Origin of the sequence: Roseovarius mucosus (assembly GCF_002080415.1) — a bacterium.
Classification (GTDB): domain Bacteria; phylum Pseudomonadota; class Alphaproteobacteria; order Rhodobacterales; family Rhodobacteraceae; genus Roseovarius; species Roseovarius mucosus_A.
Genome location: NZ_CP020474.1, coordinates 3,794,022 through 3,807,610 on the forward strand (window position 1 = coordinate 3,794,022; position 13,589 = coordinate 3,807,610).

Genomic DNA, 13,589 nt, shown 5'->3' on the forward strand with positions numbered 1-13,589 from the left:
CCATGCTCAGGAGCCTGCCCCATGCCCGCCCCGATTGATCTCTATTATTGGCCCACACCGAATGGCTGGAAAATATCCATCGCCCTCGAAGAAATGGGCCTGCCCTATCGCTGCCACCTGATCGACATTGGCGCAGGCGATCAACACGCCCCCGACTATCTGAAAATCTCGCCCAACAACCGCATCCCCGCCATCACCGACCCCGAGGGGCCGGATGGCGCGTCGATCCACATCTTTGAATCCGGGGCGATCCTGCAATATCTGGCGCGCAAGACCGGGCAGTTCTATGGCAATACCGCGCGCGATCATATCGCGGTTGATCAATGGCTCATGTGGCAGATGGGCGGTGTTGGCCCCATGGCAGGCCAAGCGCATCATTTCCTCAAATACGCACCCCAAGACATCCCCTATGCCAAGGATCGCTACCGCTCTGAGGTGGGCCGCCTCTACGGCGTGCTCGACCGGCAATTGGCGCAGTCCGAATTTGTCGCGGGCGATTTCTATTCCATCGCCGATATGGCGCTCTGGGGGTGGTGTTCACTGTGGGAGGGGCAGCAACAAACGCTAGAGGATAAACCGCATTTCGCGCGCTGGCTCGACACTTTGGGTCCGCGGGACGGGGTGCAACGGGGCCGCGCGCTTCACGCTGACAAACGTCGCGATCCAACCGCACGGAAATAGCGGCCTCAGCCCCCGTAAACCGCGCCCCATCGCTCGATCAAGGACTGTTGCAACTGCTTTGAGCGCGAGTTCCAGCTTCGCGCACCGGGCGGGCTGTCATCCTGCGAGGGGTCGATGCGCGCGCGCAGACTGTCGCTTGCGGTGAAAATCGCAAAGGCCAGATCGGCCCCTTGCGGCGTCGTCACATAGCCCGCCAGCGCACTCACGAAATGCAGCGTTCCGGTCTTGGCCGCCACTTTTAGCGGATGGTTGCGATTGGGGCGCCCCTGCGCATCGCGCAATTCGACCGTGCGCAAAAGCGGCCGCAAAAGCCCCGCACGATGTGCCCGCGCCAAGGCCTGCGCCATCGCCGCTGCCGACAGGCGCGAGCGGTCGCTGAGGCCTGAATGATCCCTCAGCGCCGCGCCGGTCATGCCCAGCGCCTGCGCCGCCCAAGCATTCATATCCTGCGCCGATTGATCCAGCGCCACCACCGCCCCGCGTCGCTTGGCCGAGGCGGCCAGCCCCACCATTTCCGCCGTGAGATTGGTCGAGAATTTCAGCATGTCGCGCAGGATGGTGGCAAGTGGCGCGCTGGCATGGGTTACAATCGCGGTGCCGCCGGGCAGGCGGTCGATGACCTGCGGCGCGCCGGTCTTGATCCCTTGGGACCGCGCAAAGGTGGCAAAAACCTCGCCCGCGTAAAGCTCGGGTTTGCGCACCGGCAACCAGCGCGCGCCGCCCGTGCCCAGCGCGCCCAGCGCCACGGTCCAATCGTCATAGCTGCCCGCGTCCTTGTAGCTATAGACCGGCACGTTGCGATCCACGATTCGCATCCGCGCCATGGTCACATCGGGGCGATAGCGGTCTGACCTTGCATCCATGGTGATGGCATATTTGCCATTCGCGCGCCTCCACTCGAAATGCACGCGGTTGTAATTGAGGTTGAGGCCCGAAAGAGCCGGGTTGTAGCCCGCATGCTCTGGCTGTGTTTCGTCGATGGCGCGGGTAAATGGCACTGCCCCACCCCAGACAAGGAGCCTCCCGCGCACCTCGCGCAGCCCGGTCTTGGCCAGATTGGCCGCAAGGCTGGCCAGCCCATCGGTCTCGAGCGTCGGATCTCCGCCGCCTGCAAGGATCAGATCGCCATTCAGCACACCGCCCGAAATCGGCCCGGTCGCGATCAGTCGCGTGCCAAAGCGATGCTCCGGCCCCAAGGCGTCAAGCGCATAGAGCGCGGTCACCGCCTTGGTGACACTCGCGGGCGGCAGGCCGGTTGTAGCATCGCCCGACTCAAGCAATTGCCCCGTGCGCGCATCGGCCACTGCATAGCCCACCCGGCCCGATAGATTGGCCTGAGAAATCAGCGCCTCAGCGGCTGGGGCGCGCTGCACGGCGCGCCGTGCCCCCCCGTCGGGCCGCGCCACCGGCCTGAGCGATACCGCAGGCGCGCCAGCCATAGCCGAACTGCCGAGCGCCGCCAGCGCCGTGCCCAGGAAATACCGCCGTGAAATGCCTGTGCTCATGACGCAGAGTTAACCTTAGGCCAGTCTTGCACGCAATCACGATTTGCCCGCCGCGCGCTCACTTTTGCGCCCCTGTCCAACTGCCCGCCTCTCTGAGCCGGGTCGAGGAAATATCCATCATCGGCACATTGACAAAGCACCACGCCGGCGCGTCGCGCCGCCCCAATGCCTGACTGTCATAATCGGGCAGGCGGGCGTGGGCATAGATGCGTGCGGCGGGTGACAGCCGCGCCGAAATGCGCTGACCGGGCCGCGCCAGCACCCCCACCGGCACCGTATCCAGAATCTCGCGCCAATCTTGCCAAAGATGGAATTGCGCCAGGTTATCCGCCCCCATCAGCCAGACAAACCGCACACCGGGGCAAATCCTGCGCAGTGCGCGCAGCGTGGCAGCGGTATGGCGCGTGCCGGTCCACGCCTCAATATCGGTCACGTCGATACGCGGATGATCCACCAGCGCCTGCGCCGCCGCCAGGCGCTGCGCAAGCGGCGCGGGGCCATGCGCCTTGAGCGGGTTGCCGGGGCTGACCAGCCACCACAGCCGGTCAAGCCCGAACCGCCGCAGCGCCTCGCGGCTGATATGCAGATGCCCCGCATGCGGCGGATCGAACGATCCACCCAAAAGGCCGATCACCTGACCGGGGCGGGAATGGGGCAGGGCATGTGTCATCGCCCTTTCATTGCCAGCGGCGCGGGCGGTGTAAAGCGAAATCCGGGGTGCCCTGTGATCCGCAGATGCGCAGACCATTGCCCCCGCAGGCCCATCCGGGTATCACGCGGGCTGAATTAGAACTCACCCAAGCGGAACGGAGCGGCACATCATGGCAGCGTATCAATATGTCTATCACATGCAGGGCGTCTCCAAGGCCTATCCCGGCGGCAAGAAATGCTTTGAGAACATCCACCTCAACTTTCTGCCAGGGGTGAAAATCGGCGTTGTGGGCGTGAACGGCTCGGGGAAATCCACCCTGATGCGCATCATGGCCGGGATGGACAAGGATTTCACCGGCGAGGCTTGGGCCGCCGAGGGCGCGCGCGTCGGTTATCTGCCGCAGGAACCGCATCTCGACGACAGTCTTGATGTGCGCGGCAATGTGATGCTGGGCGTGGCCGAGAAGAAGGCCAAGCTCGACCGTTTCAACGAATTGGCGATGAACTATAGCGACGAGACCGCCGACGAGATGGCGCAGTTGCAGGACGAGATCGACAGCCAGAACCTCTGGGATCTCGACAGTCAGGTCGATATCTCGATGGAGGCGCTGCGCTGCCCGCCCGATGATGCATCCGTTGCGTCCCTCTCGGGCGGTGAACGCCGCCGCGTGGCGCTTTGCAAACTCTTGCTCGAAGCGCCCGACATGCTGCTGCTTGACGAACCGACCAACCACCTTGACGCAGAAACCATCGCCTGGCTGCAACAGCACCTTATCGCCTACAAGGGCACGATCCTGATCGTTACCCACGATCGCTATTTCCTTGATGACATCACCAGCTGGATTCTCGAGTTGGACCGGGGCCGGGGCATCCCCTATGAGGGCAATTATTCCGCCTGGCTCGAGCAAAAGGCCAAGCGCCTGTTGCAAGAGGCGCGCGAGGATAAATCCAAGCAAAAGACGCTGGAGCGCGAACTCGAATGGATGCGCCAAGGTGCCAAGGCGCGGCAAGCCAAGCAAAAGGCCCGGATCAACGCCTATAACGAGCTGGCCGGTCAATCCGAGCGCGAGCGCATCAGCCGTGCCCAGATCGTCATCCCCAATGGTCAGCGCCTTGGCAACAAGGTGATCGAGGTTGAGGGGCTGAAAAAACACATGGGCGACAAGCTCCTGATCGAGGATCTCAGCTTTTCGCTGCCGCCCGGCGGCATTGTCGGTGTGATCGGCCCCAACGGTGCGGGCAAATCCACACTCTTCAAGATGCTGACCGGGCAGGAACAGCCCGACGAGGGCAAGATTGAGCTGGGCGATACGGTGCAGCTCTCTTATGTCGACCAGTCGCGCGATGATCTTAAGCCCGAGGATAACGTTTGGGAGGCCATCTCGGGCGGGGCCGAGGTGATTGTGTTGGGCGACGCCCAGATCAACAGCCGTGCCTATTGCGGGGCGTTCAACTTCAAGGGCGGCGACCAGCAAAAGAAAGTGTCGTTGCTTTCGGGGGGCGAGCGCAACCGCGTGCATATGGCGCGGCTCCTGAAAGAAGGCGGCAATGTGCTGCTCCTTGACGAACCGACCAACGATCTCGACGTCGAAACCCTGCGCGCGCTGGAAGATGCGCTGATGGATTTCGCAGGCTGCGCCGTGGTCATCTCGCACGACCGGTTCTTCCTCGACCGCATCTGCACGCATATTCTGGCCTTTGAGGGGGATGCGCATGTCGAATGGTTCGAGGGCGATTTCTCGGCTTATGAGGAAGACAAGAAGCGGCGGTTGGGCCCGGATGCGCTCGAGCCGAAGCGGGTAAAGCACAAGAAGTTCGTAAGGTAATCCTGTGAAGCCCCGGGCCCGACCCGGGGCCTGTCACACCGCGTAGGGTGCGCATTCATTGCGCACCTATCACTGGCACCAATGCGCGCCACGGTGCGCAATGAATGCGCACCCTACGGCTGGCCGGTCATTAGACAATGATTGTGTGATGTAAGATGTTAACTATTTTGTGTTGTCTAAAATACAGATTTGATTGTTAAGTTTAATTCATGAATTTGCTTGTTCTAGGTTGCGGGGAATTTTATGTCTGAAACTAAGAAGGTATGTGGCATTGTTATGCCAATATCGGAATGTGATGGGCTGCCAACCTCACATTGGAAAGATGTTCTTAACATAGTCGAGGTCGCGGCGAAGGACGCTGGCTTTTCAGCACGCTTAGTTAGCGATACTTTTGAATCAAATTTGATCCATAAAGAAATACTGCAGAATATTTACAACGATGACATCGTGATTTGCGACGTAAGTGGCCGCAATCCTAACGTATTCTTCGAGTTAGGAATTAGAATGGCGACTCAGAAACCCACCGTCATAATAAAGGATGATATGACCCAGTATCCTTTTGATACGGGTCCAAACCGTTATATTGGGTATCCCCGGGACCTCAGGCATCCAAAAATGGAAGCCTTTCGCATAGAGTTGGTTGCAGCATTAGAGAAATCATCAGAGCATTCCAAGGAAAATAGTTTCATTGGACAACTTGGGCCATTTCAGATTCCAGAGGTTGAGAGCAAAGAACTTCCAGTTGGGGATATAATTCTTCAACGCTTAGAGCGGCTCGACAGAAAATTAGTTTCCGTTGCCGCTCGTGCTTCTAATAATCGGATAATTAACGACCCTAGAGAAAGGGCAGAAACATTCAGATGGACAAAAATTGGGGCAAAAACGGTGGAAGTATTCATTCGCAGTTATTTCAACACATCGGTCGATAATGCAATAAGTGATATTCTGAAGACTGACGCTTATTGCGATTTGGAAATTTCCGTCAAGCACCTGTCAAGCGACCATAGTCACGTTAAGATTAATGGTGATGCAATAAATGAGCGTCGCTTTAAAGCTGATTTTGAATCCAGCGTGGAGAACGCCATCCCGTTTTAATTGTTATTGCCTTGATACTGCCGCCCCGTAGGGTGCGCATTCATTGCGCACCTATCACCGGCAGCTATCCGCGCCACGGTGCGCAATGAATGCGCACCCTACGGCTGGCTTTCGTTTTCGTCACTCATCCTTTCCCCCCTTTCGTAAAGCCACCAAGTCCCTGATAATGTTGTGAATGAGGTAGAGTATGACCAATATATTCCCGTAGAAAAAACGCTGGTGAACCGGGTGATCGCTAAAAAGCCAGTTGCTCATAATGGCAACAACCAAGAGTTGAACGATCAAGGACCCCCAGGTGCCGCGCCTGATCAGCACGGGGATTCTATGATTTCTTTTTTTTCCCACCACTGTTTGCCCTGGATCTTCTGCTCCGCTAGGTTCATTCACTTTTTTTTGGCAGCGCGTTCATGAACCTCTGCACCCCCTCTGCCTCCTCAAAGGGCGACACCACATCGACCACCACGAGGCTCGCGCCCGACCGCCAGTCCTCCAGCGCCGGCGGCGCGCGCCTCGACCTTGGCCGTGACCGCGTCCGACGCGCTGGCCCAGGTCAGGAACGCAACCGGCGATTTGCCTTTCGAATAGATCTTGAACTGTCGCAGAAGGATCGGGGTGGCGACCAGCGCCTCAATCTCGCGTATCGGACGGTCGCGATAGCGCTTGTCCATGGTCACCAGCCAGACGGCCTGTCCGAGCGCGGAGCCGAAGGTTCTGGCATCGACGCCGACAGTCGCCCTCTTTTGCCTTCGGTCTGTCCGGACGTCATTCGCTACACTCAATCCGCGCTACCGTTGCACTCACTCTCGTAAAAATAGAAACCAGCATCAACTGGTCGCGTCAACATCATTTCATCTATTCGATTTCCAAATAACCCGCCGTAGGGTGCGCATTCATTGCGCACCAATGCACCCCAGCCGCCTGCCCCACGGTGCGCAATGAATGCGCACCCTACGGGGGGTGCCAGTCCCGACCCTCGTCACAAAACCTTCACTTGATATTCTCTATATTTCTTATATTCCAGAAAAATGGAAACATTAGCCCCCATCCGCCTCGCAACCCTTGGTCACCCGCAGCGGCTGGCGATCTTTCGGCTGCTCATGCGCCGCTACCCAGACCGTATCCCGGCGGGTGAATTGGCCGAGATTCTGCACCTCAAACCCTCGACCCTCTCTGCCTATCTTGCGGCGCTGATGCAGGCGGGGTTGGTGCGCCAAGAACGGGCGGGCACCTCGCTCAGATATTCCATCGACATGACAGAGGTGCGACGCACCTTTGATTACCTGTTCAACGATTGCTGTCGCGGGCGACCTGACATCTGCGCCCCCTTTCCCACCCTCAAAGGAGGCCCCGATATGGCCCACCGCACATACTCCGTGCTTTTCATCTGCGTTGGCAATTCCGCCCGCTCGATCTTTGCCGAAACCATCCTGCGCGATCTGGCGGGCGACCGCTTTACTGTTTTTTCCGCCGGCACGCGCCCCTATTCCGAGCTTAATCCCTTCGCTCTGGAGGTCTTGCGCGCCAAGGGCCATGACGTGACGCCGCTGCGCGCCAAGAATGTGTCAGAATTCACCGGTCCCGATGCCCCCGCGCTCGACTTTGTCTTTACCGTCTGTGACACGGCCGCAAATGAGGAATGCCCGGCCTGGGAAGGCCAGCCGGTCAGCGCCCATTGGGGCATGCCCGATCCGGTCAAGGTCGAAGGCACGGAGGCACAGAAAAGCCTGGCGTTTCAACAGGCTTACGGCGCGCTCCGCAACCGGATCACGGCCTTTGCGGCGTTGCCGATTTCGACCTTGGACCGCGTCAGCCTGCAAGCCGCGGTCGATGACATCGCGCGGCAGGATGTGGGGCAGGGCACATGACCGTCTATGCCATCAACGGTCTGGGGAGGATCGGCAAGCTGATCCTCAAGCCGCTGATCGCGCGGGGGGCCAAGATCGCCTGGATCAATGACGCGGTGGGCGATGCCGCCATGCACGCCCACCTGCTGGAATTCGACACGGTGCATGGGCGTTGGGACGCCAGTTTTGACCATGACGAGGGCGCGGTGATCATCGACGGCCTGCGCCTGCCGTTTATCGGCGCGCGAGACCTGAGCAACCTGCCCTTGGCGGGCGTTGACGTGGTGATCGACTGCACCGGCGTTTTCAAGACCGAGGCCAAACTTGCCCCCTATTTTGACGCAGGTATCAAAAAGGTCGTGGTCTCGGCCCCGGTCAAGGATGGCGATGCCGCCAATATCGTTTACGGCGTCAATCACGCGGTTTATGAGCCTGCACGACACCGCATCGTGACGGCGGCAAGCTGCACCACCAATTGCCTTGCTCCGGTGGTCAAGGTGCTGCACGAGAGCATTGGCATCAAGCACGGGTCGATCACCACGATCCATGACGTGACCAATACACAGACCATCGTGGATCGCCCCGCCAAGGACCTGCGCCGCGCGCGCTCTGCGCTCAACTCTCTGATCCCGACGACCACGGGCAGCGCCACGGCGATCACCCTGATCTATCCTGAACTCAAGGGGCGTTTGAACGGCCATGCCGTGCGCGTGCCACTGCTGAATGCGTCGATCACCGATTGTGTGTTTGAAATGGAGCGCGAGACCACGGTGGAGGAGGTCAACGCGTTGTTTCAGGCAGCCTCTGAGGGCCCGCTTGCGGGTATTCTGGGTTGTGAAACCCGCCCGCTTGTCAGCGCGGATTACACCAATGACACCCGCTCTGGTATCGTTGATGCCCCCTCTACGATGGTGGTCAATGGCACGCAGGTGAAGGTCTATGTCTGGTATGACAACGAGATGGGCTATGCGCATCGGTTGGTCGATGTGGCCTGCATGGTCGGGGACAGCCTGTGACCGCAAGACCTGAGGGATTAAGCGCTTATATCGCCGTCACAGCCGCCTATTGGGCCTTCATGCTCAGCGACGGCGCGCTTCGGATGCTGGTGCTTTTGCATTTTCACACGCTGGGCTTCAGCCCGGTGCAACTGGCTTATCTCTTTGTTCTTTACGAAGTCGCAGGCATGGTGACGAACCTATCGGCGGGCTGGATTGCCGCTCGGTTTGGGCTGACGGCCACGCTTTATGCCGGGCTAAGCCTACAAGTGGTGGCGTTGATTGCGCTGGCGCAACTTGATCCGACATGGAGCATCGCGCTCTCGGTGGCTTTCGTGATGGGCGTTCAAGGGGTCTCTGGCGTGGCCAAGGATCTGGCCAAGATGTCGTCGAAATCCGCCGTCAAGTTGCTGGCCCCTTCCGAGGAGGGCGGGCTTTTTCGCTGGGTGGCGGTGCTCACCGGGTCCAAGAATGCGGTCAAGGGCCTTGGCTTTCTCTTGGGGGCTGCGCTTTTGGCGGGGATTGGGTTCGTGGGCGCGGTCTGGGCCATGGCGGGCGTGTTGGCAGCAATCCTTGTGGCCGTGGCCTGGGCCATGCCGCCGGGCCTGCCACGCGGGCGCAAGGGCGCGAAATTCTCGGAAGTCTTCTCGAAATCCGCCAATGTGAACTGGCTGAGCGCGGCGCGCGTGTTTCTTTTTGGCGCGCGTGATGTGTGGTTTGTGGTGGGCATCCCGATCTATTTCTATGGCGTCTTGTCGGATGGGTCCGAGGCTGGCAATCGCGCAGCCTTTTTCCTTATCGGCACGTTCATGGCAGGCTGGATCATCCTTTATGGCGCGGTGCAGGCCTCGGCCCCCAAAATTCTGCGCGCCCAATCGCGGCCCGAGGCGGCCTTGATCGCGGCGGCGCGGGGCTGGGCCATTGCGCTCTGTCTGGTGCCAGCGGTTTTGACTGCACTGGCGCTGCTGGCGGGGGGGGCGCAGGCTTGGCTCACAGGTGCACTTGTGGCGGGCTTGCTGGTCTTCGGCGCTATTTTTGCAGTGAATTCGGCATTGCATTCCTATCTCATCCTTGCCTTTACCCGTGCGGAACGGGTGACAATGGATGTAGGGTTCTATTACATGGCCAATGCCAGTGGGCGCCTCTTGGGCACGCTGCTCTCGGGGCTGACCTATCAATTGGGGGGGTTACCCTTGATGCTGGGCATTGCCACAGCGATGGTCGCGCTGTCGGCGCTGGCCGCCGGAAAGTTGACCCCACAGGAAAGGGCAGAGGCATGAGCGGGTTTGAGCGCTATCTGACTGTCTGGGTTGGATTGGCAATGGCGGCGGGCGTCATCCTAGGCCTGATCGCGCCGGGCCTTATCGCGGCGATTGCGGCGGCAGAGGTGGCGCGGGTCAATCTGATCGTGGCGGCGCTGATCTGGGCCATGGTCTATCCGATGATGATCGGTGTCGACCCGTCAAGCCTTGGGCAAGTGGCGCGCCAACCCAAGGGACTGGCAATCACACTGGTGGTGAACTGGCTGATCAAGCCCTTTAGCATGGCGGCTTTGGCGGTGCTGTTCTTTGAAGGTGTCTTTGCCGATCTGATCGCCCCCGCCGATGCGCAGCAATATATCGCCGGGCTGATCCTTTTGGGGGCGGCCCCCTGCACGGCGATGGTCTTTGTCTGGTCGCAGCTGACCAAGGGCGACGAGAGCTATACGCTGTTGCAGGTCTCGGTCAACGATGTGGTCATGGTCTTTGCCTTTGCGCCGCTCGTGGCGTTTCTGTTGGGCGTCACGGATATCGTCGTGCCGTGGGAAACGCTGGTTTTATCGGTCCTTCTGTTTGTGGCGCTGCCGCTGGTGGCGGGGTTGCTCACGCGGCGCAGGCTGGGGTCAGAGGTGCGGATTGCGGCGTTTCAGGCGCGGGTGAAACCCTGGTCGATCCTTGGGCTGATCGCGACGGTGATGATCCTTTTTGGCCTTCAAGGCCGGGTCATTGTCGAGCGGCCCATGGTGATCGGGTTGATTGCGGTGCCCATCATCCTGCAAAGCTATGGCATCTTTGCGCTGGCCTATGCGGCGGCATGGCTGCTCAAGGTGCCACACCGGATCGCAGCCCCCTGTGCGCTGATCGGCACGTCGAATTTCTTTGAACTCGCGGTCGCTGTGGCGATTTCGCTCTTTGGCCTAAACTCGGGCGCGGCATTGGCGACGGTGGTGGGCGTGTTGGTCGAGGTGCCGGTGATGTTGTCGTTGGTGGCACTGGCCAACAAAACGCGCGCGCGATTTGCCTGAACTGCGCATGAAAAAGCCCCGCGCTGTTTTGCACGGGGCTATCTGCCTTGCGGCTTTTGGATCGCTTACTGCGAGAAGGTCGCGAGATAGGCCGCCACGTCCTCGGCACCTTTGGCCAGCTTGAAGGTCATCTTCGAGCGGCTGCCAAGATATTCATTGGGGTCAGCCACGTATGCGGCCAATTCCGCTTCGTCCCATACCAAACCTTCAGCGCCTTTTGCGGCCAGGCCATCGGAATAGCTGAAACCTTCTACGCTGCCTGCTGTACGGCCGATCACGCCATAAAGGTTCGGGCCGGTCTTGCCACCCTTCACGATGGTCTCGCTCTCCGAGGCGATCATGTGGCAGGCTTTGCATTTGTTGAATTCTTTTTCGCCTTTGGCGGCGTCGCCTGCGGCAAAAGCGGGAAAGGAAAGAGCCACAAGAGTGGCAGACGCGGCGAGAAGGGTCTTCATGAGCTACCTCATTAGGGTTGGTTGCATTCCGGATGTAACCATAGCCCGACTGCCCCGGCTTGCAACCTCCAACTTTGGTGCAGGCGGCGGTTTGCCTCAGTCAAATGCCTTTGAAAAGCATCGGCGCAGGGCGACATCAAGGTCATCCATGCTGACAGGTAGGCCAAGATCCACGAGGCTGGTCACCCCATGCTCTGAAATGCCGCAGGGCACGATGCCCGAGAAATGCTCCAAATCCGGCTCTACATTGATCGAGATGCCGTGAAAGCTGATCCATTTGCGCAGGCGTATGCCGATGGCAGCGACCTTATCCTCGGCTTGTTGGCCCGTTGCGGTCAGTGGTTTATCGGGGCGCGTCACCCAAACACCAACGCGACCTGCGCGGATTTCGCCGGTGACGTTGAATTCGGCGAGTGTTGCAATCACCCACTTTTCCAGCTGGCGCACAAAGCACCGCACATCGCGCCCGCGCTTGCCCACATCCAGCATGATGTAGACGACACGCTGACCGGGACCATGATAGGTGTACTGCCCACCGCGTTTCGCCTCATATACCGGGAAACGGTCAGGATCGGTCAAATCCGCCGGTTTGGCCGAGGTGCCAGCGGTGTAAAGCGGCGGGTGCTCCAACATCCAGATTGCCTCGGCGGCGCTGCCTTCGGCGATTCGCGCTACGCGCTCCTCCATTGCCGCTACCGCCTCGGGATAGGGGACAAGATCGGTCGAGATATGCCATTCCACGCCGGATCGGTCGATGGCGAAGGGGGTTTTGAGGCGCAAGGTTTGACTCTGTTCACGTATGAGGGAAACTTGTGGTAGGTTGTCTTATTAAGTTTTGCACCTGCTTAGGGGAGATGAACGATGTTTTCAAAACGAATTCTGATGATGGCTTTGGCGGCTTCGGTCGCGTTGCCGGTCGGCGTGGCACAGGCGGATTTCAAGGATGGGCTTGTTGGTGGCCTTGTTGGTGGCGCAGTCAGCGGTATCATCGTCAATGAAAGCGCAAAGGCGCGGGAACGCAAGCAACAGACGACAACGACAACACGACGGGTGTATCAGGCACCCGCACCAGTGAACTCGGTGCAACGTCAGCAAGTGCGAGAAGAACAGTCGGCACTCAATTACTTCGGCTTTCCCGCCGGCACCCCCGACGGTGTGCGTGGCCGCAACACGCGGGACGCCGCCGCGCAGTTTCAGGCGCATATGGGATATCCGCCAACCGGCTATCTTGCGGATTATGAGCGGCAGTTTCTTATTAGCTCGTACTACCGGGCACAAAGCAGCGGGGCGGCCACAGCGCAGTTGATCGCACAACGTGGTCAGGGCACGCGCGGCCTGCTGCTGGCCTATCGAGACGAGGCGGTAGGTGTGCCAACATATGCGGCAGCACCCGTGCAGGCCCCAACGGCGCCGTCGCCAGTGATGGCGGCCATTCCGCAATCCGCGCAGGTTTCCGCTCCAACTGCCGAGACGGCTCCGGCAGCCGTGGGATTTGCCGCGCTGCCCAATCTGATGGCCTCTGGCGGAGAGGGGCCGTCTCTTGCGTCGCATTGCAATCAGGTTAGCCTTATCACCAATTCCAACGGTGGTTTTGTCACCGAGGCATCGCTCAACGATGGGCGCATCGCGCTCAACGAACAGTTTTGCCTTGCGCGCACCTATGCGATTGCCGAAGGCGAGACGATGGCGGCCTCTCTAAAGGGCGTCACGGCGGCGCAACTTGAAGAACAGTGCCGCGCCTTTGAGCCTGCGATGCGGGATCATGTGGCGGCGCTCTCGCTCAATTCGCGCGATGAGGTCGTTCAGCAAGTCCGCAGTTTTGTTCTGCAATCCGGGCAATCCCCGGCGCAATTGGCGGGAACCGCCAAAATATGCCTCTCGGTTGGTTATCGAATCGACAACATGAACGTGGCGCTGGGATCTGGCCTGTTGCTGACTGCCTTGGGCGAAGAGCCCTATGGCGAGTTGATGGGCCATCACCTGAACGAAGGCTTTGGTACGACCCGCCGCCCTGATCTTGCGCTTGCGTGGTACCAAACCGCCGTTGAGGCCGTAGAGCGCGGGGTAGAGCCCGTTTTTGCCCCCGGAAACACCGGGCGCACCGCACTTTTGCGCAAGGCGGCGTTCCATACTCAGAGCGCGCAGACAGGCGCCGCCGAGGCCGTGCAGCCGGTGGCAACCCTGCCGACGTTCAAGCTTGAATAGATATCAAGACCTGCGTTTGAAAAACCGAAGGGGCGATGTGTTTTGCCC

13 protein-coding genes are annotated in these 13,589 nt (G+C 59.8%); 8 read left to right on the plus strand and 5 right to left on the minus strand.

The features are described 5' to 3' along the window. Positions 1-21 precede the first annotated feature (21 nt). On the plus strand, positions 22-681 hold the full coding sequence (locus ROSMUCSMR3_RS18145) for a glutathione S-transferase N-terminal domain-containing protein (RefSeq protein ID WP_081508271.1): 660 nt from the start codon (positions 22-24) through the stop codon (positions 679-681). A 5-nt stretch (positions 682-686) separates the two neighbouring features. Here ROSMUCSMR3_RS18145 and dacB read toward each other — a convergent pair whose 3' ends face one another. Both dacB and ROSMUCSMR3_RS18155 read right to left on the minus strand, forming a co-directional pair. Next, on the minus strand, positions 687-2,186 hold the full coding sequence (gene dacB, locus ROSMUCSMR3_RS18150; protein WP_081508272.1) for a D-alanyl-D-alanine carboxypeptidase/D-alanyl-D-alanine-endopeptidase: 1,500 nt from the start codon (positions 2,184-2,186) through the stop codon (positions 687-689). 58 nt (positions 2,187-2,244) lie between these two features. Then, the gene (locus ROSMUCSMR3_RS18155; RefSeq protein WP_081508273.1) at positions 2,245-2,856 is read right to left on the minus strand and encodes a nicotinate-nucleotide adenylyltransferase; all 612 of its coding nucleotides are present in this window, start codon (positions 2,854-2,856) and stop codon (positions 2,245-2,247) included. 151 nt (positions 2,857-3,007) lie between these two features. Here ROSMUCSMR3_RS18155 and ettA point away from each other — a divergent pair, with 151 nt between their 5' ends. Then, positions 3,008-4,663: an energy-dependent translational throttle protein EttA gene (gene ettA, locus ROSMUCSMR3_RS18160; RefSeq protein WP_008280334.1), complete on the plus strand. Its 1,656-nt coding sequence runs from the start codon at positions 3,008-3,010 to the stop codon at positions 4,661-4,663. A gap of 243 nt (positions 4,664-4,906) precedes the next feature. Further along, positions 4,907-5,758 carry a hypothetical protein gene (locus ROSMUCSMR3_RS18165; protein WP_157667358.1) on the plus strand — a complete coding sequence of 284 codons (852 nt, stop codon included), beginning with the start codon at positions 4,907-4,909 and terminating at the stop codon, positions 5,756-5,758. A 434-nt stretch (positions 5,759-6,192) separates the two neighbouring features. Here the strand turns inward: ROSMUCSMR3_RS18165 and ROSMUCSMR3_RS21715 are convergent, their stop codons facing one another. Then, on the minus strand, positions 6,193-6,426 hold the full coding sequence (locus tag ROSMUCSMR3_RS21715) for a toxin-activating lysine-acyltransferase (RefSeq protein WP_237183593.1): 234 nt from the start codon (positions 6,424-6,426) through the stop codon (positions 6,193-6,195). A 357-nt stretch (positions 6,427-6,783) separates the two neighbouring features. Here ROSMUCSMR3_RS21715 and ROSMUCSMR3_RS18180 point away from each other — a divergent pair, with 357 nt between their 5' ends. Genes ROSMUCSMR3_RS18180 through arsB form a run of 4 tightly spaced genes read left to right on the plus strand, consistent with a single transcriptional unit; the run spans position 6,784 to position 10,881 of the window. Then, positions 6,784-7,623, plus strand: a complete 840-nt coding sequence (locus ROSMUCSMR3_RS18180) for a helix-turn-helix domain-containing protein (protein WP_081508276.1) — start codon at positions 6,784-6,786, stop codon at positions 7,621-7,623. Next, positions 7,620-8,618, plus strand: coding sequence for an ArsJ-associated glyceraldehyde-3-phosphate dehydrogenase (locus ROSMUCSMR3_RS18185; RefSeq protein ID WP_081508277.1), 999 nt, complete (start codon positions 7,620-7,622; stop codon positions 8,616-8,618). Before ROSMUCSMR3_RS18180 ends, ROSMUCSMR3_RS18185 begins: the two co-directional genes overlap by 4 nt. Continuing rightward, positions 8,615-9,877: an organoarsenical effux MFS transporter ArsJ gene (gene arsJ / locus ROSMUCSMR3_RS18190; protein ID WP_081508278.1), complete on the plus strand. Its 1,263-nt coding sequence runs from the start codon at positions 8,615-8,617 to the stop codon at positions 9,875-9,877. Before ROSMUCSMR3_RS18185 ends, arsJ begins: the two co-directional genes overlap by 4 nt. After that, complete coding sequence (gene arsB, locus ROSMUCSMR3_RS18195) at positions 9,874-10,881, plus strand: ACR3 family arsenite efflux transporter (RefSeq protein ID WP_081508279.1); 1,008 nt, start codon at positions 9,874-9,876, stop codon at positions 10,879-10,881. Before arsJ ends, arsB begins: the two co-directional genes overlap by 4 nt. Positions 10,882-10,946: 65 nt before the next feature. Here arsB and ROSMUCSMR3_RS18200 read toward each other — a convergent pair whose 3' ends face one another. Both ROSMUCSMR3_RS18200 and lipB read right to left on the minus strand, forming a co-directional pair. After that, positions 10,947-11,336: a c-type cytochrome gene (locus ROSMUCSMR3_RS18200; protein WP_008281911.1), complete on the minus strand. Its 390-nt coding sequence runs from the start codon at positions 11,334-11,336 to the stop codon at positions 10,947-10,949. A gap of 96 nt (positions 11,337-11,432) precedes the next feature. Further along, positions 11,433-12,077 (minus strand): lipoyl(octanoyl) transferase LipB, encoded by a 645-nt coding sequence (lipB, locus tag ROSMUCSMR3_RS18205; RefSeq protein WP_237183594.1) that lies wholly within the window; start codon positions 12,075-12,077, stop codon positions 11,433-11,435. Positions 12,078-12,197: 120 nt separating this feature from the next. Here lipB and ROSMUCSMR3_RS18210 point away from each other — a divergent pair, with 120 nt between their 5' ends. Beyond that, entirely contained in the window at positions 12,198-13,541 is a 1,344-nt protein-coding gene (locus tag ROSMUCSMR3_RS18210; RefSeq protein ID WP_008281913.1) for a peptidoglycan-binding domain-containing protein, read from the plus strand. Positions 13,542-13,589 lie beyond the last annotated feature (48 nt).